The sequence below is a fragment of the Flavobacterium sp. genome (assembly GCF_027533505.1).
Classification (GTDB): Bacteria; Bacteroidota; Bacteroidia; order Flavobacteriales; family Flavobacteriaceae; genus Flavobacterium.
The window spans coordinates 57,602-78,665 of the sequence record NZ_JAPZUB010000003.1; the positions used below are offsets into that span (position 1 = coordinate 57,602).

General features: G+C 38.9%; 22 protein-coding genes and 2 tRNA genes. 6 read left to right on the forward strand and 18 right to left on the reverse strand.

Annotated elements, in window-relative coordinates:
- Positions 1 to 88 precede the first annotated feature (88 nt).
- The 3 genes from mutS (at position 89) to O9316_RS00895 (ending at position 2,990) form a co-directional block, all read left to right on the forward strand.
- Positions 89 to 2,689, forward strand: coding sequence for a DNA mismatch repair protein MutS (gene mutS / locus O9316_RS00885; protein WP_298203798.1), 2,601 nt, complete (start codon positions 89 to 91; stop codon positions 2,687 to 2,689).
- A gap of 130 nt (positions 2,690 to 2,819) precedes the next feature.
- Positions 2,820 to 2,892, forward strand: a tRNA-Gly gene (locus tag O9316_RS00890).
- 12 nt (positions 2,893 to 2,904) lie between these two features.
- Positions 2,905 to 2,990: transfer RNA gene (locus O9316_RS00895), tRNA-Leu, on the forward strand.
- Between the two features lie 131 nt (positions 2,991 to 3,121).
- Here O9316_RS00895 and O9316_RS00900 read toward each other — a convergent pair.
- The 3 genes from O9316_RS00900 to O9316_RS00910 all read right to left on the reverse strand — a co-directional run bounded on the left by O9316_RS00900 (position 3,122) and on the right by O9316_RS00910 (position 6,901).
- A complete protein-coding gene (locus tag O9316_RS00900; RefSeq protein WP_073363385.1) occupies positions 3,122 to 3,337 on the reverse strand; it encodes a hypothetical protein in 216 nt (71 codons plus the stop codon).
- A 140-nt stretch (positions 3,338 to 3,477) separates the two neighbouring features.
- Entirely contained in the window at positions 3,478 to 5,649 is a 2,172-nt protein-coding gene (locus tag O9316_RS00905) for a S46 family peptidase (RefSeq protein ID WP_298203797.1), read from the reverse strand.
- Positions 5,636 to 6,901: a glycosyltransferase N-terminal domain-containing protein gene (locus tag O9316_RS00910; protein ID WP_298203796.1), complete on the reverse strand. Its 1,266-nt coding sequence runs from the start codon at positions 6,899 to 6,901 to the stop codon at positions 5,636 to 5,638. The genes O9316_RS00905 and O9316_RS00910 overlap by 14 nt, the downstream gene beginning before the upstream one ends.
- A gap of 178 nt (positions 6,902 to 7,079) precedes the next feature.
- Here O9316_RS00910 and O9316_RS00915 point away from each other — a divergent pair, with 178 nt between their 5' ends.
- Together O9316_RS00915 and galE are read left to right on the forward strand one after the other, a co-directional pair.
- Positions 7,080 to 8,207: a DegT/DnrJ/EryC1/StrS aminotransferase family protein gene (locus O9316_RS00915; protein ID WP_287784456.1), complete on the forward strand. Its 1,128-nt coding sequence runs from the start codon at positions 7,080 to 7,082 to the stop codon at positions 8,205 to 8,207.
- Between the two features lie 11 nt (positions 8,208 to 8,218).
- Positions 8,219 to 9,232 (forward strand): UDP-glucose 4-epimerase GalE, encoded by a 1,014-nt coding sequence (galE, locus tag O9316_RS00920; RefSeq protein ID WP_287784454.1) that lies wholly within the window; start codon positions 8,219 to 8,221, stop codon positions 9,230 to 9,232.
- A gap of 60 nt (positions 9,233 to 9,292) precedes the next feature.
- On the opposite strand, the gene O9316_RS00925 is transcribed toward galE, so the two are convergent.
- The 3 genes from O9316_RS00925 to fabD all read right to left on the reverse strand — a co-directional run bounded on the left by O9316_RS00925 (position 9,293) and on the right by fabD (position 10,890).
- Positions 9,293 to 9,559 (reverse strand): hypothetical protein, encoded by a 267-nt coding sequence (locus O9316_RS00925; protein WP_287784453.1) that lies wholly within the window; start codon positions 9,557 to 9,559, stop codon positions 9,293 to 9,295.
- A gap of 195 nt (positions 9,560 to 9,754) precedes the next feature.
- A complete protein-coding gene (locus O9316_RS00930) occupies positions 9,755 to 10,018 on the reverse strand; it encodes a hypothetical protein (protein WP_287784451.1) in 264 nt (87 codons plus the stop codon).
- The gene (gene fabD, locus O9316_RS00935; protein WP_298203794.1) at positions 10,018 to 10,890 is read right to left on the reverse strand and encodes an ACP S-malonyltransferase; all 873 of its coding nucleotides are present in this window, start codon (positions 10,888 to 10,890) and stop codon (positions 10,018 to 10,020) included. Before fabD ends, O9316_RS00930 begins: the two co-directional genes overlap by 1 nt.
- Positions 10,891 to 10,997: 107 nt before the next feature.
- Here fabD and O9316_RS00940 point away from each other — a divergent pair, with 107 nt between their 5' ends.
- The gene (locus tag O9316_RS00940) at positions 10,998 to 12,614 is read left to right on the forward strand and encodes a hypothetical protein (RefSeq protein WP_298203793.1); all 1,617 of its coding nucleotides are present in this window, start codon (positions 10,998 to 11,000) and stop codon (positions 12,612 to 12,614) included.
- Between the two features lie 38 nt (positions 12,615 to 12,652).
- On the opposite strand, the gene O9316_RS00945 is transcribed toward O9316_RS00940, so the two are convergent.
- The 12 genes from O9316_RS00945 to O9316_RS01000 form a co-directional block, all read right to left on the reverse strand.
- Positions 12,653 to 13,168: an NAD(P)H-dependent oxidoreductase gene (locus tag O9316_RS00945; protein WP_287784445.1), complete on the reverse strand. Its 516-nt coding sequence runs from the start codon at positions 13,166 to 13,168 to the stop codon at positions 12,653 to 12,655.
- Between the two features lie 2 nt (positions 13,169 to 13,170).
- The gene (locus O9316_RS00950) at positions 13,171 to 13,383 is read right to left on the reverse strand and encodes a hypothetical protein (RefSeq protein WP_298203792.1); all 213 of its coding nucleotides are present in this window, start codon (positions 13,381 to 13,383) and stop codon (positions 13,171 to 13,173) included.
- Entirely contained in the window at positions 13,383 to 13,607 is a 225-nt protein-coding gene (locus tag O9316_RS00955) for a (4Fe-4S)-binding protein (protein WP_298203791.1), read from the reverse strand. The genes O9316_RS00950 and O9316_RS00955 overlap by 1 nt, the downstream gene beginning before the upstream one ends.
- A 2-nt stretch (positions 13,608 to 13,609) precedes the next feature.
- Positions 13,610 to 14,020: an OsmC family protein gene (locus O9316_RS00960; protein WP_298203790.1), complete on the reverse strand. Its 411-nt coding sequence runs from the start codon at positions 14,018 to 14,020 to the stop codon at positions 13,610 to 13,612.
- Between the two features lies 1 nt (position 14,021).
- On the reverse strand, positions 14,022 to 14,309 hold the full coding sequence (locus O9316_RS00965) for a GNAT family N-acetyltransferase (RefSeq protein ID WP_298203789.1): 288 nt from the start codon (positions 14,307 to 14,309) through the stop codon (positions 14,022 to 14,024).
- 9 nt (positions 14,310 to 14,318) lie between these two features.
- Positions 14,319 to 15,047 carry a pirin family protein gene (locus tag O9316_RS00970; protein WP_298203788.1) on the reverse strand — a complete coding sequence of 243 codons (729 nt, stop codon included), beginning with the start codon at positions 15,045 to 15,047 and terminating at the stop codon, positions 14,319 to 14,321.
- A gap of 616 nt (positions 15,048 to 15,663) precedes the next feature.
- Positions 15,664 to 16,107: a hypothetical protein gene (locus O9316_RS00975; RefSeq protein WP_298203787.1), complete on the reverse strand. Its 444-nt coding sequence runs from the start codon at positions 16,105 to 16,107 to the stop codon at positions 15,664 to 15,666.
- 2 nt (positions 16,108 to 16,109) lie between these two features.
- Entirely contained in the window at positions 16,110 to 16,502 is a 393-nt protein-coding gene (locus O9316_RS00980; protein ID WP_298203786.1) for a helix-turn-helix domain-containing protein, read from the reverse strand.
- Positions 16,503 to 16,505: 3 nt separating this feature from the next.
- Positions 16,506 to 17,087, reverse strand: coding sequence for a hypothetical protein (locus O9316_RS00985; RefSeq protein ID WP_298203785.1), 582 nt, complete (start codon positions 17,085 to 17,087; stop codon positions 16,506 to 16,508).
- A gap of 347 nt (positions 17,088 to 17,434) precedes the next feature.
- Positions 17,435 to 18,673 (reverse strand): retropepsin-like aspartic protease, encoded by a 1,239-nt coding sequence (locus O9316_RS00990; RefSeq protein ID WP_298346878.1) that lies wholly within the window; start codon positions 18,671 to 18,673, stop codon positions 17,435 to 17,437.
- Between the two features lie 196 nt (positions 18,674 to 18,869).
- Positions 18,870 to 20,093: a hypothetical protein gene (locus O9316_RS00995; protein WP_298346881.1), complete on the reverse strand. Its 1,224-nt coding sequence runs from the start codon at positions 20,091 to 20,093 to the stop codon at positions 18,870 to 18,872.
- A complete protein-coding gene (locus O9316_RS01000; protein WP_298346883.1) occupies positions 20,083 to 20,901 on the reverse strand; it encodes a M48 family metallopeptidase in 819 nt (272 codons plus the stop codon). The genes O9316_RS00995 and O9316_RS01000 overlap by 11 nt, the downstream gene beginning before the upstream one ends.
- Positions 20,902 to 21,064 lie beyond the last annotated feature (163 nt).

Here is a 21,064-nt window from a genome sequence, read left to right on the forward strand (position 1 = left end):
TTTTATTCAAATTGTTCGGGGATTCTATCAGACGATTTCTGAAGAAAATAGCTATTTTCGTAGTTCCTAATTTTTAAAAGAAAACTAAGTGGCTACAAAAGAGAAAAGTTTCAAAGAAACCCCTTTGATGAAACAATACAACGAAATCAAGTCCAAGTATCCGGACGCCTGTTTGTTGTTTCGTGTAGGCGATTTTTATGAAACTTTTGGAGAGGATGCCCTACGTGCATCCAAAATATTGGGCATTATCTTAACCAAGCGTGGCAATGGCTCGGCTTCCGAAACGGCATTGGCTGGATTTCCACATCATTCGCTTAATACGTATTTGCCCAAATTGGTAAAGGCCGGACTACGGGTGGCGATTTGCGACCAATTGGAAGATCCAAAAATGACCAAAACCATCGTGAAGCGCGGGGTTACAGAGTTGGTTACTCCCGGAGTTGCTTTAAATGATGAAGTGTTGCAAGCGAAATCCAATAACTTTTTAGCAGCGATTCATTTTGGAAAAAAAATTCACGGGATTGCTTTTTTAGATGTGTCTACGGGGGAGTTTCTCACAGCCCAAGGCAATGAAGAATATCTGGATAAACTGTTGCAAAACTTTGCCCCGGCAGAGATTTTGGTGCCCAAATACCAGAAAAAAGAATTTTCAGAAACCTTTGGAGACCACCATACGACTTTTTTTCTTGAGGATTGGATTTACAAAGCCGATTATGCGTTTGAAAAATTAACGACCCATTTTCAAACCAATTCGTTAAAAGGTTTTGGCATTGATGAGGTCACTGAAGGTGTAGTGGCTTCCGGAGCCATATTGTATTATTTATCTGAAACACAGCACCATAAATTACAACACATTACGCAAATCCAGCGCATAGCCGAGAGCGCCTATGTGTGGATGGATCGCTTTACCATTCGGAATTTAGAACTATACCACAGTTACAATCCCAACGCAGTCACGCTCTTGGATGTTATTGACAAAACGATTTCTCCCATGGGGTCGCGTTTGTTAAAACGTTGGTTGGCTTTGCCGCTTAAAGAAATCACTAAAATTAGAGAACGACACCATGTGGTTGCCTATTTGCAAAGTCATCCCGATGTGATGCAACAAATGCAACGACAAATTCGCTTAATTTCCGATTTAGAACGCTTGATTTCCAAAGTTGCAACAGGGCGAATTGGCCCAAAAGAGTTGGTAGCCTTGAAAGAATCGTTGGATGCGATTATTCCCATTAAAGATTGGGCGCTCGCTAGTTCGCAAGAAGCCGTTCGTGTTTTGGGCGATAGTTTGCATGCTTGCGATGTGTTGCGCGAAAAAATTGCCACCACCTTACAATCCGAACCTCCCGTTTCTATCGCCAAGGGGAACGCCATTCGCACAGGAGTTCATGAAGAGTTGGATGCCTTACGCACAATAGCGTATTCGGGTAAGGAATATTTGGAGGGGATTGAAAAGCGCGAATCAGAACGAACCGGGATTAGCTCTTTAAAAATTGCATTCAATAATGTTTTCGGTTATTATATTGAAGTTCGAAACACCCACAAAGACAAAGTTCCCCAAGATTGGATTCGCAAGCAAACGTTGGTCAATGCCGAACGGTACATTACTGAGGAGTTGAAAGAATACGAGACCAAGATATTGGGGGCAGAAGAAAAAATCCAACAAATTGAATCGCGCTTGTTTGAAGCATTGGTGAGTTGGGTAGGGAGTTATATTAAGCCCGTCCAAACGAATGCGCAGTTGATAGCTCAATTGGATTGTTTGTTGTCGTTTGCGCAAATGGCTGTGGAACACCATTATGTTTGTCCCGAATTGGACGACTCGTATGAATTGGAAATAGTCAATGGACGACATCCCGTAATTGAAAAGCAATTGCCTGCCGGAGTGCCTTATGTAGCCAATGATGTTTATCTCGATCGAAACAATCAGCAGTTAATGATGATTACGGGTCCAAACATGTCGGGAAAATCGGCCATACTTCGGCAAACAGCACTGTTGGTATTGTTGGCGCAAATGGGAAGTTTTGTGCCTGCAGAACGCTTACGCATGGGGGTAGTCGACAAGATTTTCACCCGTGTGGGCGCCAGTGACAATATCTCGATGGGTGAATCTACCTTTATGGTCGAAATGAATGAAACGGCTTCTATTTTGAATAATATTTCGGAGCGGAGTTTGGTGCTTTTGGATGAAATTGGTCGCGGGACAAGTACCTACGATGGAATTTCGATTGCTTGGGCGATTGCCGAGTATTTACACGAACATCCTTCACGCCCCAAGACGCTATTTGCCACGCATTATCATGAATTGAATGAAATGGGAGTGTCTTTTGAACGGATCAAGAATTACAATGTTTCGGTCAAAGAACTTAAAGATACGGTTTTATTCATGCGTAAATTGGTGGAAGGGGGAAGCGCCCATAGTTTTGGTATCCATGTGGCCAAAATGGCTGGAATGCCACAAACGGTAGTGCATAAAGCCCAAAAAATGTTGAAGAAATTAGAAAAGAAACATGCGTCAGAGGCATTGCTCGATAGGAAGTCGGAGGCCGACTTACAACTCAGTTTTTTCAATTTGGACGATCCATTATTGGAAGAAATACGCGAGGAAATTCAGCGGTTGGACATCAATACCTTAACTCCCGTCGAGGCATTAATGAAACTCAATGAAATTAAACGCATGCTTGGACAGTAACGACAGTTTGGTTATCAAGGTTTTACTGCGTAGGTCTAATTTTTTTCAAAAATTCCCTTGCAAAATACATTTAATGTGTTACATTTGCATCCGCAATCGCAGTTAAAGCGGTTGGTTCTAATGTTTATAGGCGAAAATAGCTCAGTTGGTAGAGCGCAACCTTGCCAAGGTTGAGGTCGCGGGTTCGAACCCCGTTTTTCGCTCAAAATACCAAGGCTCGAGTGGTGGAATTGGTAGACACGCTGGACTTAAAATCCAGTGGGCAGTAATGTCCGTGCGGGTTCAAGTCCCGCCTTGAGTACAAAAGCTCCTTACAATGTAGGGAGCTTTTTTTATGTCTTTACGGTAGGGAAGTCTCCTGATCTGAAAACTTATACAAAGCAAAAAAGTCCCGAACTCGGGACTTTTTTCTTAACTAGAACGAGGTTCTAATTATTTTTTCTCAGCTGGAGCAGCTGTTTCAGCTTTAGCAGTTGTGTCAGCAGCAGTTGTGTCAGCAGCAGTTGTATCAGCAGCAGCAGTAGTGTCAGCAGCAGTTGTATCAACAGCAGTTGTGTCAGCAGCAGCAGCGTCAGTGTTTTCTGATTGTTTACAAGATACTACAGTCAAAGCAGCAATAACAGCCAAGCTTAAAAATACTTTTTTCATCTTACTTAATTATAAAAGGTTAATTATTAATTCGGAGCAAAGATATAAATTTTTTTAATCAGAAAAACAATTGTCTCCTTTTTTTTAAAAAATTCGCACTTTGGATTCCGCCATTTGATTATCAAACATCGTGCCAAAGTTTATTTTTTCGATTTTTTATTTTTTGTTTGCGGAGTGATGATTTTCAGCTCTTTAATGATGTTTTGTGCGTTGGCAAACTTGTCAATAATAAATAAGATGTACCGTGCATCCACCATAATGTTACGACAAATATCAGGTGAATAATAAATATCACTCATCGTTCCTTCCCAAACGCGATCAAAATTACACCCAATTAAATTCCCTTCTGCATCGAGCGCCGGACTCCCCGAATTCCCGCCTGTAGTATGGTTGGTAGCAATAAACGCTACAGGCATTTTCCCTTGTTTATTCGCATAGGGTCCAAAATCCTTAGTATTGTACAACGAAATTAATTTTTCGGGGACGTCAAATTCATAATCGCCAGGGATGTATTTTTCTATCACTCCATCCAGCGTGGTAAAGGGTTCGTAGTAAACGCCATCACTCGGTTTGTAGCCTTTAATCTTTCCAAAAGTCACGCGTAAGGTGCTGTTGGCATCAGGGAATATGCGTGCTGATTTCGGACTCAATTCAACAATAGCCTTCATGTATTTACGTTGTGTCGCGGCAATTTTTGCATTCCACTCTTCCCATTTGGGAGCCACTAATTTTAAATAAGTATCCGTAATCGATTTGACCAATTGGTACCCCTTATCTTGACGCATATTGGCCAAAATAGTAGCGGTGTCGCCCTCCAAAAGTTTTCGAAATCCTTCCAGAGTCGTTAGTGCTGAATGAGTATAGATTTCATGGGTCAAGCTTTCTACGTTCATGTTTTCTAAAGCAGTAGGTAGAAACGCCTTTGGTACCCGTTGGGCATACAACGCGATTAATTGTTCGAAAACAGCTTTATCGAGTGGGGCATGATAATCTTTGTAAAAGGCATCGATTCCTTTGTACAACACATTTTTACGTTCGGTAAACGCTTGCTCGCCTTTGTTTTGATACAGTTGTTCCAATTGCACCAATTTATATCCCGTTTGAAGTAACTCGGTATTGCGCAACACCACTTCGGTAAATAAATCGCGGGCCAAGGCATAATCACGGATTTCAGCGTAGTAGGTTTTAAAATCACTCAACAAATTTCCATATTCCTCCTGTTTTCCAGCTTTGATGATTTTTTCACTCAATTCTTTTTCAAAGGCCTCTTTGGCGGCAAGGGCATTCGATTTTTTCAAACCTTTGGTTTCTCCAATCCATTTCTTCCAATAGTTGGCAATACTCGAATTTTTGGAGGCATATTGAATTTTAATCGCTTGATCTTTGCGCATAAAGTTGTTCTGAATTTTCAAAGCAGCATCTCGCACATCGATTTTGGCTGGATTTAAAGTGTTCATAATTTGTTCTACGGCAAACGAAGGTAAGTATTCCTGCGTGCGTCCGGGGTAGCCCATCACCATGGTAAAATCATTTTCACGAATCCCTTTTAAGGAAATAGGGAAAAAATGTTTGGGGGTGTACGGAATGTTCTCTGCCGCATAAGCCGCCGGACGATTGTTTTTGTCGGCATAAATGCGGAACAAAGAAAAATCGCCTGTATGCCGTGGCCAAACCCAGTTGTCGGTATCCGAACCAAATTTTCCAATGGCACTGGGTGGGGCTCCTACTAAGCGAATGTCTTTAAACGTTTCGGTTACAAAACGAATGTACTGATTACCATCATAGAAGGGTTTAATCAAGTTTTCTTGCCAACTTTCTTTGGGTAAGTTCTTGGTTAATTCGGCTAGATTTTGTTGAATTTTTTTCTGTTTTTCCGTTTCATTGGTAATGTTTTCCGTACCGGCGAGTGCATTTAATGTCACATCCTCGATTCGCACCACAAACGTCACCACCATGTCGGGGTTGGGTAATTCCTCTTTTAAGCTGTAGGCCCAAAATCCATCACGAAGATAATCGTGCTCCACCGACGAATGATTTTGAATCGCATCAAAACCACAGTGATGGTTGGTTAAAATGAGTCCTTGATTGGAAATCACTTCAGCGGTACATCCGCCATCAAATTGCGGAACGGCATCTTTTAAACTCGATTGATTGAGGGAGTAAATTTGTTCGGCGGTCAACTTGAGCCCCAAATTTTTCATTTCCGTTTCCCGGTCGCCTTTGAGTAAATGAGGCAACCACATTCCGCCCTGTTGAGCAAGGACTTGAAAACTTAAAAAAAGTACAAAAAATAGAAATTTACATTTTTTCATGCGTCAAAGTAGGTTTGTAATTAGTAGTAATATAGGAAACAATATGTTCGGTAGCTCCTGTGTTTTTTTGGACAAAGGTAGCGCAAAGGTTTCCTTTTTCTTCTCGTTCTATGGAATTCGCAACCCAAGTGTCGAGTATTGTTTTTAATTCCGATTCATTCGAAATACTTACGCATCCTCCCAAATGAACCAGCGCTGTGGCTTCAGCAAAATGATCGTAATGCGGTCCTACCACAATTGGAATACCAAAAGTAGCGGGTTCCAATACATTATGAACGCCCGGTTGACCAAATCCTCCACCCACATAGGCAATATCGGCATAGGCGTAAATTTTTGTGAGGAGTCCCACCGTATCCACAATCAAAATGGAATAATCCTGCAGGGACAAAGAATCGCGTTGCGAATACCGTACCGATGGACGCTTCAATTGCGCTTCAAAGGCATTCAGTTGTTCGGTTTTAATGTTGTGTGGTGCGAGGACAAACTTAAGGGTTTCAGGTGCTTCATTGATATAATGCGCCAGCAGTTCTTCATCTTTGGGCCAGGAACTACCAATGACAATAGTAGTGGCGTCCTGAGTAAATAGGTCCATAAAATCAAGCGTATTCTCGCGTTGCAAAACGGCATTGACGCGATCAAAACGCGTGTCGCCTGAAACCGAAACCGCTTTTATTCCAATGGATTGTAGCAGGGTTTTGGAGAGGTCATTTTGAACAAAAAAGTGGGTAAATGTGTGTAAAGCTTTACGGTAAAATCCACCATATACTTTAAAGAAAACTTGATCAGGTCGAAAAATACCCGAAATTAAGAACGTAGGAATCGCACGTGTCCGCAGTTGTTTTAAGTAATTGGGCCAAAATTCATATTTGATAAAAAAGGCCATTTGAGGTCGAACCGTTTGTAAAAAACGACGGGCATTTTCGGGAGTGTCCAAAGGGAGGTATACCGTGATGTCGGCGATACTATTGTTTTTCCGTACTTCATATCCTGAAGGCGAAAAAAAGGTAAGCACAAAAGTGAAATCAGGGTATTTCGTTTTCAACGCTTCCATCACAGGAAGCCCTTGCTCATATTCGCCCAAAGAGGCGGCATGAAACCAAAGCGTGTTATCGCGACCGTGTAGTTCTTTTTCCAAGGTGTCCCAAACCGTTTTCCGGCCCTCAACAAAGTGCTGTAATTTGGCACTGAAACGGGCCAAAAGCGGGAGAATTAGCGCCACAAAGCGGATGAGTAAGGAGTAAGCAAACTGCATTATGGGAATTTTTCTGGGCTAAAATACAAATAAATTGTGGAAGACAGGAAGCGTTTTTCACGGCAAATACGATGTAAAAAGTAGTCGTATTTTTACGAAAATTTAAATCGAAAAAGAAAATCAGGGTCGTAGGGGGCAATGAGATTTTGTGTACTTTTGTTTCGTTTTTAGACGACCTATGAAAAAGTTACAAATGGTTGACTTAAAAAGTCAATACGATAAAATTAAGGAGGAAGTCAATGCTTCCATCCAAGAGGTTTTAGAAACCACGGCCTATATTAACGGACCCTTGGTACATCAATTTCAAGCCGATTTAGAGGCCTATTTGGGGGTAAAGCACGTAATTCCCTGTGCCAACGGAACCGATGCGTTGCAAATTGCCATGATGGGATTGGGTTTGCAGCCTGGAGATGAGGTTGTTACGGCTGATTTCACTTTCGCTGCTACCGTAGAGGTCATTGCATTATTGCAATTGACGCCTGTTTTGGTCGATGTGGATTTCAACAATATGAATATTTCTTTAGAGGGCATTCGAAAAGCGATTACGCCCAAAACCAAAGCGATAGTTCCGGTACACTTGTTTGGTCGTGCTGCCAATATGGATGCGATTATGGCCATTGCCAAAGAGCATAATTTATTTGTCATTGAAGACAATGCGCAAGCGATTGGAGCTGATTACACGAGTGCCGATGGTGTTAAACGAAAAGTAGGCACCATCGGTCATGTTGGAGCTACCTCATTTTTTCCATCCAAAAATTTAGGATGTTATGGCGATGGTGGGGCGATTTTTACGAACGATGATGCCTTGGCGCATACCCTAAGAGGGATCGTCAATCACGGGATGTACGTGCGGTATCACCATGATGTGGTAGGTGTCAACTCGCGACTGGATAGTATTCAAGCCGCTGTGTTAAAAGCAAAACTTCCCCATTTGGACCACTACAACCGTGCGCGTCAAGAAGCGGCTCGTAAGTATAGCGCCGCCTTGGGAAGCAACCCGAATATATGGGTGCCTACGATTTGTGAGCAATGCGATTGCCATGTGTTTCATCAATATGTAATTCGCATTCTAAATGGCAAACGCGATGCTTTGATGGCCCATTTACAAGAAAAAGGAATTCCTTGTGCCATCTATTACCCCATCCCGTTACACCGTCAAAAGGCGTATTTGGATGCGCGTTACCGTGAGGAAGATTTTCCGGTGACCAATCAGTTAGTGGATGAAGTTATCGCACTACCCATGCATACGGAACTGGAGGATGAGCAGATTCGCTTCATTACCGATACCATTTTGGATTTTATATAAAAAGAAAGTACATGAAAATTGTTGTCACAGGGGGATTAGGATTTATTGGTTCGCACACCGTTGTTGAATTACAAAACGAAGGATTTGAGGTTATAGCCTTGGATAATTTGTCCAATTCTTCACTCGATGTTTTAGAGGGCATTGAACGAATTACGGGTAAAAAACCCCAATTTGAGCAGATTGATTTGCGCGAGAAAGCAGCGGTGCACGATTTTTTCCAACGGCATAAAGATGTATCGGGAGTGATCCATTTTGCGGCCAGCAAAGCAGTGGGGGAAAGTGTTGAAAATCCGTTGTTGTATTATGAAAATAATATTAATGCCTTGGTGTATGTGTTACAATCGTTGGCCCAACTTCCCCAAGCTAATTTTATTTTCAGTTCGTCATGTACCGTGTATGGTCAGGCGAAACAAATGCCAATCACGGAAGATGCTTCGGTGCAACCGGCCATTTCACCCTATGGAAACACCAAACAAATCGGAGAAGAAATCATCACCGACACAACCAAAGTCACCCATATCAATGCGATTTTGTTGCGTTATTTTAACCCTATCGGGTCGCATCCTTCAGCCGAGATCGGAGAATTACCCTTGGGGGTGCCTCAAAATCTAGTCCCGTTTATAACGCAAACGGCCATCGGACTTCGTGAAAAACTTTCCGTCTTTGGGGATGATTATCCTACCCCCGACGGGACAGCCATTCGGGATTATATCCATGTGGTTGATTTGGCAAAAGCCCATGTGGTTGCCTTACAACGCTTACTGCACCAAAAAAACACCGAAAAAGTGGAAACCTTCAACTTAGGAACGGGTACAGGAAGCTCCGTTTTGGAGGTCATCAAAACTTTTGAGAAAGTGAGCGGAAAACCCTTAAACTATCAAATTGTAGGGCGTCGAGAAGGCGATATTACGGAAGCGTATGCCAATACCGACAAAGCCAATACGGTATTAGGATGGAAAGCGCAATCTACGCTAGAAGAGGCATTAGCCAGCGCTTGGAAATGGGAGCAAAAGATTAGATCATAATCCATAAAATCAAAAAGAGGGCCTAAGCCCTCTTTTTTTTACAACTAATGGGCCTGTAAATTATTTCTTTACAGCTTCTTTTGCGGCAGTGGTTGCTTTATCAGCACCCTCTTTCGCAGTCTCTTTGGCTTCTTCACCGGCGGCTTTCACAGCATCTCCGGTTTCTTCAATGGTAGCCTCGATTTTAGTAGCTGCGGTATCAGCCTCTTTTTCCAAAGTATCTGCAATCTTTTCAGTTTCAGACACTACTTTTTCATCGGCTTTTTTCTCGCAAGAAACCACCATCAATGCTCCGATTACAGCGAAGCTCAACATTACTTTTTTCATTTTTTTAAGGGATTAAGAATTAATAAATAAAAAGAACTAAATCCCCTATTACAAATCGAGTGCCAAAAAAATACGAGGTTCATGAAGAATCGAAAAAAAAGTATTTTTTTAACACTCTCGGCATAAAAAAACCCCTGTTTAAGGGGTTTCTAGGTTTGAAAAGTTGAAAAGAAAAGTTTAGTAAGTTTGAAGCGTTTACTCTTTTGCACTTTCTTTAATTGCTTTGGCTTTTTCTTCAACTTTCGTAGCGCCTTTTACCAAAAGCGTATCTACTTTAGATTTAATTTTTTTCGTAGTTGAATCCAATGCTTTTTCAGTTTTGGTAGTCACCGAATCCACTTTTTCTTTTACTTCTTGCGATACCGCATCCTTGGCGGCATCCAGTTTCTCTTGAGTCGTTTCTTTACACCCAACGAATAGCAGTAGGGATGCAATACTAAATACAATCTTTTTCATCATTAGGCCGAAATTGTGGTTACTTCTTTATTAATTTTATTGACCAACCCTACCAATACTTTCCCAGGACCTACTTCCGTAAATGAAGTGGCGCCATCGGCAATCATTTGCTCTACTGATTGGGTCCATTTTACGGGGGCTGTCAATTGAATGATTAAATTCTTTTTAATGGTGGCGGCATCTTTTACCGCGCTTGCTGTTACATTTTGGTACACGGGACAAATCGGGTCGTTGAAATGCGTGGCTTCTATTGCCGCAGCCAATTCTTCGCGCGCGGGTTCCATCATGGGGGAGTGGAAAGCACCGCCTACTGGCAACAATAAGGCGCGTTTGGCACCGGCTTCTTTCATTTTTTCACAGGCTTCCTCCACCGCTTTAAATTCGCCCGAAATCACCAATTGTCCGGGACAGTTGTAATTGGCAGCCACCACAACACCGTCGATGGAAGCACAAATGTCTTCTACAATTGTATCGTCCAAATTCAACACGGCCGCCATGGTGGAAGGGGTAATTTCACAGGCTTTTTGCATCGCCAAGGCACGTTGTGAAACTAATTTTAACCCGTCTTCAAACGACAAAGCGCCACTAGCAACCAAAGCTGAGAATTCCCCTAAGGAATGCCCCGCTACCATTTCGGGTTGAAAATCGGCTAAGGTTTTTGCCAAAATCACCGAATGCAAAAATACCGCAGGCTGGGTTACTTTGGTTTCTTTCAATTGTTCAGCCGTTCCTTCAAACATGATGTCGGTAATACGAAAATCCAAAATTTCATTGGCTTTTTCAAACAACTCCCGCGCTACGGCAGAATTTTCATATAAGTCTTTACCCATACCGGTAAATTGAGCCCCTTGACCCGGGAATACATATGCTTTCATACACTAGGTTTTACTGCAAAAATAGTGAGAAGCATCTATATTTTAGAATTCATGGGCAAATTGTAACTTTTTTTCTCTTTTCAGCGTCCAATAGTCAAAAAAATAGTATGAAAAAAATTATCCTCGGACTCCTTTTATTCGGTGGTATCGTTTACTTAACCTTACCCGTTTTGAATTACGGTTTTTACCCTATAGCGCTTATTGTTTTTTTAGTATTGGGCTTGGTCTATCTTTTTTCGATGAAAATAAGTACCGACAAAGAGTTTAAAAAATTTACCGTCGGGCAACTTCCCCACAAAGCTTGGAAATGGGTGTTTTTGGTGCTATTCTTCTATCTTACTTTGATACCTTTGGTGACTACAGCCACATTTTTACATACCGATCGCTATCAAAAATTAATCGGAACGGTCAAAAAAGGCAATTCGATTTCACAACAAATGGCACCCATTGGCATGGATCAAATTCGCGTAGTCGACCGCAATCTAGCCTATTTATTGGGTGAAAAAATCATTGGCTCGCAACCCGCTTTGGGGAGTCAAGTGCAATTGGGACAATTTTCGATTCAAAAAGTACACAACGAATTGTACTGGGTAGCTCCATTGTTGCACTCGGGCTTTTTTAAATGGATGAATAATACCCAAGGAACTCCCGGTTATGTCATGGTATCGGCCACCAACGAACGGGATGTGCGGTTGGTACAAGAAGTAAACAAGCAACCCGTACAATTGAAATTCCAACCGGGGGCTTACTTCCAAAGCAATTTGCACAGACACCTCTATTTCCATGGATTCGCCACGACAGGATTGGAAGATTTTGTTTTCGAAATTGATGAAACCGGACGTCCGTATTGGGTGGTATCTACCTACGAAAAAACGATCGGATTCTCAGGAAAAAATACCACTGGAGTCGTAGTGATCGATGCGCAAACCGGGGATTTAAAATCGTACACCTTAGCCACAACACCCGAATGGGTTGATCGGATGCAACCCGCTTCAATCGTTGAAACACAATTGGAAGATTGGGGCGAGTATATCAACGGGTATTGGAATTTTTCAAACAAAGATAAATTACAAATTACCGAAGGACTTACCTTGGTCTATGGTAAAAACAATCGTTCGTATTGGTACACGGGAATTACCTCAGTAGGTAGCGACGAAAGTGCCGTAGGATTTGTGTTGGTGGACACCCGCACCAAAGAAACCACGTTTTACAAGCAAAGTGGCGCCACGGAATATGCAGCGCAACAATCGGCGGAGGGTAAAGTACAAGAGAAAGGCTATAAAGCCGCGCTTCCCATCCCGTACAACATCAATGGGATTCCCACCTATATCATGACGCTCAAAGACGATGGCGGCTTGGTCAAAATGTATGCCATGGTCGCTATCAATGACTACACCATTGTTGGCGTAGGCAATTCGATGCGGGAAACCTTAACCGCTTTCAAGAGCGCCTACAACTCTTCGGGAAGTAAGTTGGCCAGCGGCGATACCCGAGGGAAAAAGGAATTGGAATCGGTGGTGACCCGTATTCAAACCGACGTAAAAAATGGGTCCAGTGTGTATTATTTCACGGTAAAAGGAATGAACCGAATTTTTGTAGGCTCCTCGCAAATTTCAGCAGAGCTTCCCATAACCACGGTGGGGGACTCCATTTCCATTTCCTATGATGTCGATGGCGAAACCATTATAGACGTTACCCGTTTTGACAACAAAGCGTTTCAATAACCACAGCAAACCCGGAGTGAAAGCTTCGGGTTTATTTTTTAAGCCATTGAGGCCAGGCATTCGACCAATTGGGCATGATACTCAGGACGCATAACGCCATCGATCATGTGGTCATAAAAGTTAGGCAACGAAAAAGTACCAACAATTGCAGCCCCTTGATAAGGGAATCGGCTGTTTGCCATTTCCAATACACTCGCCCCACCACGCGCTCCAGGAGAGGTGGCCATGAGGAACATTGGTTTGTTTTGAAAATTTTTAGGGTTGATACGGGAAGTCCAATCCAACAGGTTTTTGAAAGCAGCCGAATAGGCTCCATTATGTTCCGCAAGGGAAACCACCAGCAAATCGGCCGAACCAATTTTGGTGTAAAAATCATGTGCCGCTTGGGGGATGCCTTCTTTTTCCAAATCGACCGAAAATAGCGGAAGCGAGTAATCATTTAAATCCAATACTTCAACCGAAGCGTCGGCAACCAAATGCGCGGCATAAGTAGCGAGTTGTTTGTTGATCGAGGTTTGGCTGGTCGAACCGCCAAAAGCAATAATTTTTTTCATAGTTAGGTGTGAAGCCAAGCTCCAAAAAGTTTACGTAAAAGGGGTAACAGCACATAGACCATCAACGGCACCAAAATCCCTGTCATGATAAAGGTGCGAACCGGTAAAGCCAGGTCTTTGATCAAATCGCCTAAAAGGAATGAAGCTAACGTAATGGCGGGATAGATGGCAATCCAAACCATTAAGGCAAATTTCCATTTTTTGGGTGGTTTCATTAGTCGTTATGATAAAAAGTTAGCGCTCCCGAAGGACATTTTTTTATCGTTTCCACAATCGCATCAGTCGTAGAGTTTTCCGGATGGATCCAGGGTTTCTCCTTCGGCTTAAAAACGGCAGGATTATTTTTTACGCATTCGGCGGCATGTTGGCACAACCCCGATTTCCATACAATGGTCACTTCGCCATTGCTGTATTCTTTGGTGAGGTCTTTAGGATCCATAGTTAGATAGTTTTGGTGTGCATGACGATATTGTTTTCTAAAATTTTAGAGACGGGACATTTTTCGGCGATGACCACCAATCGTTTTTGGATTTCGGCGTCCACTCCCTCAGGAAAGGAGAGGGTTCGCGATATGTGCGTAGTCAATTCGGGCGTTTGTTCTTGTTCCATGTTTAAAGTTACCGAAAATTCAGGAATATCCCATCCTTTTCGGTTGATGTACATGCGTATCGTAGACAAAGTACAGCCCGCCAAAGCCGCAAGAAGTGTAGTGTAGGGGTCCGGTCCCAAATCCTGCCCGCCCAGCGATTCGGGTTCGTCCATCACCAGTTGCCCGTTACGCCACTGAATCGTGCACCGGTACAATTGGGGGCCAATGCTTCCGATAATATCGTTTTCCAATAGCTTTTTCATATTATACTCGGACGTCGTTAAATTCGGGTGTTTTGTCAAAAACCGCTTTGGCAAACGGACACAAGGGCAAAATGGTCAATCCGTTGGCGCGGGCCATTTCAACCGCAGCCGTTACCATTTTTTTACCTAATCCTTTGCCCTCGTTACCGGGTCTTACCTTCGTATGGTCGATAATGATCTTATCCGGACCCGCATACACAAACGTCATGCGCCCTTGTTCAGTGCCGTCGATAGTGACTTTAAAAAAGCCATTTTTTTCGTTTTGTTCGAGATGTACAATCGGTTCCATACCACTTATTTATTGAAACATGGGAACTTCCATCAACAACAATTCGGTGTCTTCGATCATTTGAAAGTCCACCGTAGCTAGGCTGTTGTCATCGGTCCAAATGCCCATGCCGTCACGTAGACCTAATTCCTGGCCGTCTACAGTTAAGGCACCTTTGATCACAAAAACATATACACCGTTGCCTTCTTTTTTAAAGGTATAATCGGCGGTACTGCCCGCTTTGAAGTTCCCCATATGGAACCATGCGTCTTGGTGAATCCAAACGCCTTCATCGTCGGCATTGGGCGATAAAATTTGTTGGAATTTCCCCTCACGATCGGGCACGTTTAGGGTAATTTGTTGGTAACGGGGTTCGACATTGCGGTATTTTGGAAACACCCAAATCTGCAACAAATTCGTGCGACGGTCGTGATTGGGGTTGAACTCACTGTGCTGAATACCGGTTCCTGCACTCATTACCTGCACGTCACCAAATTTGATAGTCTCGGCATTGTTCATGCTGTCTTTGTGCGCCAAGTCGCCTTCCAGTGGAATCGTGATGATTTCCATATTGTCGTGCGGATGCGTGCCAAAGCCCATGCCACCGGCCACTATATCATCATTGAGCACACGAAGGACGCCAAATTGCACGCGATTGGGGTCATAATACCCCGCAAAACTAAAGGTATGACGGGCTTCTAACCAACCGTGATTGGCATAACCACGGGTGTTGGATTGATGGATGACTGTATTTTTCATATCGTTTAAAATTAATCATTTGTACGATACAAAGGTAGGGCGCGACTAACTTTAGGACACTTAATATAGGTTAAGAAAATGATTTTGATTTTTTGAAGCAGACGTTTTTGTTCTTTATCTTGTATCTTCCCGCTATCCGCTATACCTGCCTGTCGGCAGACAGGTCCCTCCACTGCGTTACGGGGATGCCGCTCCTACCTGCCTGCCGGCAGGCAGGTCGGGGCTAGAAATCAAGTTTTGATTTTAATGACGAATATTCTTTAGCACACCCGCTAGCGCGGATTTACCATAAGTGTTGAAACAATTAATATGCTTCTACAGTAGTTCTAAAATAAAGAAAACGACTTCTAATTGGATGTGATTTTTGCTTTTTACTTTGTGGGCACGGATTGTAAATCCGCGGCATTGGGTCTTTGATTTTATGTAAATATTGCTAAATTTAATGCTGTATTTTTATTTCATTTTCAACAACAATAAAGTCAGCAACTAATCTGTGAACGAATAGTAAATATCTTGACTCAAAATCACGAGGTTTTGCAAGCTGATTGCTGATAGATTGTTTTAAACCAATCGGTTTTATCGTTGATCTTTAAATTAGATTTTTATCATTTCAATATTATCTTTTACTTTTTAGTAAATCTGGGACATTGATAATAGGGAGTATTAATGAATTTAAGTAAGTGTCTTTCCATAGATTAAACATCATTCCTCGTAAAGTAGAGTAAGAAATAGCTAATAGTGTACAAACAAATACTCCTCCAAATAATGGTTTTTCATTGTTTATTTGGTAGTGGTCTTTTAAATCTTCTATCTTAAAGAAAAAGTCAATTTCGTAATTACCTCCTTGATTTATTGTTTGCTCATTAATTTCTGTACTTACATCTAAATAAAGTCTAATTTTTACTAATTCTTTGTCAAGATTATGCATCATACTATGAGATACCTGTATGTCGTATATAGGCTTAGCATCCAACTTACCATTATATAAAACCGTGTTTTCTTTAACGGTTTTAATATTGGTTAAATGGATTTTTGATGGAACTATTTGGGTGTTTTCCATAGTTAAGACACTTTCTTTTCTAAGCCACCTTCTGTAGTAAATACTTCAGAATTTTCAAATGAAGTTTCTTCTATTTCTTCTTCTTGATTTACATAAATTTTAAAATAAACAATTTCTTTTTGTGCTTCGATATGAATAATATCTTCCCCTAAAATTGTTTCAATTTTTGTGATGGTTTTTGTAGTAAATGTATGTGTTCCAGTTAACCATTTACTTATTTCTGAGGGTGTTTTTTTGAGCATGCGAGCTAAGTCAGCTGCTTTTAATCCGCGTTCTTCCAGCATCTCGTGAATTTTGTTAGCGATTGCTAGATTTTTTTCTATGAGCTTAGCGATCTCTGGATTACTATTTTCTTGTAACCAGTCGTTTATGATGTTGTTTTTTGGGAACTCCATTTTTTAAAGGAATATTTTTAAATCTGATGAACAGTTTATTAAAGTGAAATCGTCATTCCATACGATATCTTTTTCTACAAAAGCTAAATTAATTGCTTTTGTTAACCGGTTTGCTAATGTAAAGTGATCTTTAACATTTGGACAGTCTTGTGCATATTTTGTAGTTTTTATGTCGCCATTAAATAAAAATACTACATTTTCATTTGCTCGGAGGCAATACAACCTTATGTTATTTGCTTTGGTTTTTCCCAATTCAGTATAACTTGGCTCTCTGTTTTTGCCTTTTGGAGGCAATGCAGAAGCATCTGCGATAGCAGCTTCTGGTCTAAATAAGTGATTTTGTGCACCATATTTATCTCCTATAATTTTTATCCATTCTAGCACGTGATATAGTTTTTTACTATTATATTCACTATGATGGTTAATAAAATCTTCAAACAGTGAGGTTTTATTTTCATTAATACACACAGAATAATAGGCTACTTTATGATAGCGTGCAATGGGTTTTATGCGTGCAAAAGTATTCACTTTTAAGTTAATTTTCAAATTTTTATTCACTTTTAAGTGAACTTTAATAATATTCAAAATTTTACTATTAAAAATAGTATTTTCATAGTTAGCTAAAGTAAAGCTTTTTGTAATTTATAAACTTTCAGTTTTTTAAATAATTAATAGAATTATGAATTTTAAATTTATTTTACTTTATCTAAATACTTCTTCATATTCCAACCAGTTTCCATTAAACTATACCCGCTAGCGGAGATTTACTACGTCTGTTCGGCTAAAGCCCCGGGTGCAATCCGTGCAAAAAATAACTGAAATGAACACCGCTAGTACTTCTCAAAAGTATAAAAGAACCCGAAATAAATGTAGTTTATGATTTTTTACTTTGTGGGCACGGATTGCAAATCCGCGCGATCGGGTAAATTAATTTAATTATTGATTTCAACAATTTTTATCTCATCTGTATCTTTATCTTTTAATTCAACTTTTAGTTTTTCAAAAACATTAAACAAATTAAATGTCATTCTAAAGATTTGACATTTTGATAGTTTTTCAAATTTAATGTCATTAACTTTTACTATTTCATCACCAATTTTGATCTTATCTTTTAAATTTTCGTCCCAAACTATCCCTACAATAAATTTATCTTTTTCAAAAGAAGGAAATATACTCTTAAACTTGTGATTTACATTAATTTTTTTTTGATTGACATATTCTTGAAAATAAAATTTCTTTCTTTTGTAGTCTAAGGTTAATATTCCATGATTTAAAATTTCTGAACCTATTCTTGAGTTATTCCCATAAGTTGTTGTTGCAATAATATTATCAAAAATAGTTGATCCAAAGGCAAAGTCTTGAATTTTGAATTTATAATGAATGTTCTCATTTTCAAGACCAAAAATACTAAAGGAAAAATTACCATTCGAACTTGCAATGATTCCAAATAAATCAGATTGACTAATGTTTTGTAATTCTTCTGGTATATTCTTTTCATTTACCAAAGTTAATAACTTGTTTAAGTTTTGAGTTGAAATCGAATAAAACGAATCATCTCCTGTATCAAAAGCTACTTCTTCATTTAAGTTTAAATACCCTAGTTTCATCTTAACTTTTAGTATCGGTGTGCTTTGAAAGTCTTTAAAAATTAATTCATTTTCATTGATTTCTTTATAGCCAAATGTTTTGAAATCACTTGAAATAGTAACTTTCTTAGCTTTAAAATCAAATTCAACCACGGATTTTCGTAGGGAATTACTACCGATAATTCCATCGACATTAAGGCATTCTAAAAAGCTTGTGTCATTTAACTTCAAAGCATAGTTATTTATAAATGATAGACCATGTATTGAAAATTCAGGAATTTGAATGACGTCAAAAGCACCATAAGCACCGTTAGCATCAATAATTTGAATATTTTTAACAATCGTTTTAACATTTAAATCGGTAAGCAATTTTTCACTAATGGATGTAGGTGCTCCAGTATCTAAAATAAACTTTTTGGTTTTTTCATTAATACAAACCTCAATAATTATCTTACCTCTAATGTTTTCAAAATCAAAAGTAACATGGTATTTTTTTTGTTTTATTTCACCAACATTAAGATCTAAATTGTTTTGAGCATTAATTGCAAGAGAAAATGTAATGAATACAAGTAATATAAATTTCATAAGTTTTCTTTTAAATGAAGTTGTCCAATAACTACACATTACATATTGATCTTCGTTCTATGTGAAAATTGATCTTAATAATCATAAACATCCCAATAGACTTTTTGTTGTAAAAGTTAAATTAAGTTTAGATTTTTATTTTGATTAAAAATATCAATATTAGGTATGTTACAACGTAGAGGTATAAATTTAAACACTACTTCAAAGCTAATTGAATTGAATCAATAGTTATATCAACAATTGTTCCATTTCGGTAAACAGTTAAAAGTTTTCTTTTCTTATCCTTGAATAGTTTAATAAATTTATCTGATTTTAAATCGTTTACAGATTGACTATTTAAATGAGTGATAATGTCTCCTAATTGTAATCCATAATTATCTGTTTCTTCAGACATAACTTTACTAAAGACTAACCACCCTTTTCTGGGGTTGTTTGTTTGAACTAAGGAATACATGTATTGTTTATCATCGTCTTTTGAAAGGAACTTTTTATTGGGTTTTAAATACAAATTTTGAGATTTATAATCAATGATAATATCAAACCGTTTTAAAATACTATTACCAATAATACCATCGTAGTGTAAACTTTTTGAAAGTGCACCTGCATTATCAGTAGAATATTCAGAAATAAAATCTTGAATTGTGAATTTAGAAATAAATGCTTTTGGAATTTTAAAACTAAAATTGGAAGAATATTTTCCAATACCCATTGCAATTGATACTCTTTGAATTTTATTTTTAATTATTGTGTCTAAACTTAGTGAATCGGCAGTAGCTGACGTAAAATTTAATGAATTATCACTCCCAGTGTCAACTACAAATTTACCGCGATACGAGAAATCTTTTGTAAATTGAATAACAGCTTCAATGATAATTTTACTTTCTTTTAACTCAAAGGGTATTTTTTGGAAATCCTCCAAAAGGAATGAATGTGTACTTTCGCCAATGTGTAATAATCGATTAACAAAATCAATACAAATCACTTTATTCTCCATAAAATGATAACCAAAAATACCGTCAGATCGATGTTTAGCTAAGTTTTGTAAATCTAGGATAGGGGTGTAAAGCTGAGATTTAGCGTGATTAGCCAATGAGTATAAAACAATATCAGTGTAAATTTTGGTTTTTCTTTTTTGGGTACCAACTCCGCCAATAGTATAATCGACTAATAAAGTTGAATCAATTTTCTTATAAAAAAAGGTACTGTCTAGGTACAGCACTTCTGCCCCTGTGTCCATATCCAATATACAATCAACGCTGTTTACTTTAGCTTTTACATAAATATGACCATCATAATAAAATGGGGTGTGTTTTACTTCAGATAGAAATGAGCCAGGTTTGCAACCAATGAAAAGCAAAAACAATATAGAAGAACCAAATAAATAGCGAATATATTGGAATTTATAATGACTAATTTTCATGCCACTTTTTTTGATAAGGATAAGTTTCATATAGGGTATTGTCTTCATTTATACTATACCCTAATTTAGCATCTTCTTTACCTTCTTTAAAGAGTTTCAATACTTCAGAGGTACTAATCCCTAATTTAGCCATACATATTGCTTTATATATTTTGGCATCAGAAAAATTCTTATAAATAGTTAAGGCTCTGTCAAAAGCAATTATTGCATTATCATATTTTTTTTGTTCATAAAGTGATATACCATAATAAAATAATGCTGTAGGATGAACCCAACTCTCTCCATTTTTTTTTAACATATCATCAATGTATTCTTTTAACAATACTTCTGCTTCATTAAAAGAATTAAGTTGTAAATGACAAAGCGAAATATAAAATTTATACGTGTGATCCATTTCATATTGATTTCCCCATTTTTTGATACAATCTTGAAAATCTAATATTGATTCATTATAAGACTTTTGGAAAATACACTTAATAAAAGCCCTATAGGGCTGCCATCTTTTTGGGTCCAATAAAACGGCTTTATTTAAGTAACGCATACCCACTTCATATTTTTTGGCTTTGAAATAAGGCATTGCCTTTTGTTGCCAAAAATAGGCGATAGTAGAATCTTTCTTCAAACCTTCATCTAAACAGCTTTGCCATTCAGACATTTCAAAGTTGTAATTGTATTTTTCGGCACAATTTTTAACGTAGGTTTCTATTAAATCATCTACTCTATTTTTACGTTCCATTGTAGATTCATTGCTTTGTCCTAAACAGGAATAGGTAATAAATAATAGAAAAACTTTTACTAGCGTATTCATTAAATTTCAAATTTTTAAAATTCTTTAAAAAGGAGTTTGTTCCAACTTCATTTAATGGTTGTTAATTCTTTAAATCGATTAAATATTCGGTCACTCAATCGTAAATCCTTTGTTACAATGTCTGCAGTTCCAACCATTTCTTGTTGAAATTGCAGTTGTTTTT

What these genes read in the sequence shown, in the direction of transcription:
- O9316_RS00900 (WP_073363385.1), bottom strand. Translation starts at nt 3,337, where the DNA reads ATGAAAAAAGTATTTTTAAGCTTGGCTGTTATTGCTGCTTTGACTGTA.
- O9316_RS00905 (WP_298203797.1), bottom strand. Translation starts at nt 5,649, where the DNA reads ATGAAAAAATGTAAATTTCTATTTTTTGTACTTTTTTTAAGTTTTCAA.
- O9316_RS00910 (WP_298203796.1), bottom strand. Translation starts at nt 6,901, where the DNA reads ATGCAGTTTGCTTACTCCTTACTCATCCGCTTTGTGGCGCTAATTCTC.
- O9316_RS00915 (WP_287784456.1), top strand. Translation starts at nt 7,080, where the DNA reads ATGAAAAAGTTACAAATGGTTGACTTAAAAAGTCAATACGATAAAATT.
- galE (WP_287784454.1), top strand. Translation starts at nt 8,219, where the DNA reads ATGAAAATTGTTGTCACAGGGGGATTAGGATTTATTGGTTCGCACACC.
- O9316_RS00925 (WP_287784453.1), bottom strand. Translation starts at nt 9,559, where the DNA reads ATGAAAAAAGTAATGTTGAGCTTCGCTGTAATCGGAGCATTGATGGTG.
- O9316_RS00930 (WP_287784451.1), bottom strand. Translation starts at nt 10,018, where the DNA reads ATGATGAAAAAGATTGTATTTAGTATTGCATCCCTACTGCTATTCGTT.
- fabD (WP_298203794.1), bottom strand. Translation starts at nt 10,890, where the DNA reads ATGAAAGCATATGTATTCCCGGGTCAAGGGGCTCAATTTACCGGTATG.
- O9316_RS00940 (WP_298203793.1), top strand. Translation starts at nt 10,998, where the DNA reads ATGAAAAAAATTATCCTCGGACTCCTTTTATTCGGTGGTATCGTTTAC.
- O9316_RS00945 (WP_287784445.1), bottom strand. Translation starts at nt 13,168, where the DNA reads ATGAAAAAAATTATTGCTTTTGGCGGTTCGACCAGCCAAACCTCGATC.
- O9316_RS00950 (WP_298203792.1), bottom strand. Translation starts at nt 13,383, where the DNA reads ATGAAACCACCCAAAAAATGGAAATTTGCCTTAATGGTTTGGATTGCC.
- O9316_RS00955 (WP_298203791.1), bottom strand. Translation starts at nt 13,607, where the DNA reads ATGGATCCTAAAGACCTCACCAAAGAATACAGCAATGGCGAAGTGACC.
- O9316_RS00960 (WP_298203790.1), bottom strand. Translation starts at nt 14,020, where the DNA reads ATGAAAAAGCTATTGGAAAACGATATTATCGGAAGCATTGGCCCCCAA.
- O9316_RS00965 (WP_298203789.1), bottom strand. Translation starts at nt 14,309, where the DNA reads ATGGAACCGATTGTACATCTCGAACAAAACGAAAAAAATGGCTTTTTT.
- O9316_RS00970 (WP_298203788.1), bottom strand. Translation starts at nt 15,047, where the DNA reads ATGAAAAATACAGTCATCCATCAATCCAACACCCGTGGTTATGCCAAT.
- O9316_RS00975 (WP_298203787.1), bottom strand. Translation starts at nt 16,107, where the DNA reads ATGGAAAACACCCAAATAGTTCCATCAAAAATCCATTTAACCAATATT.
- O9316_RS00980 (WP_298203786.1), bottom strand. Translation starts at nt 16,502, where the DNA reads ATGGAGTTCCCAAAAAACAACATCATAAACGACTGGTTACAAGAAAAT.
- O9316_RS00990 (WP_298346878.1), bottom strand. Translation starts at nt 18,673, where the DNA reads ATGAAATTTATATTACTTGTATTCATTACATTTTCTCTTGCAATTAAT.
- O9316_RS00995 (WP_298346881.1), bottom strand. Translation starts at nt 20,093, where the DNA reads ATGAAAATTAGTCATTATAAATTCCAATATATTCGCTATTTATTTGGT.
- O9316_RS01000 (WP_298346883.1), bottom strand. Translation starts at nt 20,901, where the DNA reads ATGAATACGCTAGTAAAAGTTTTTCTATTATTTATTACCTATTCCTGT.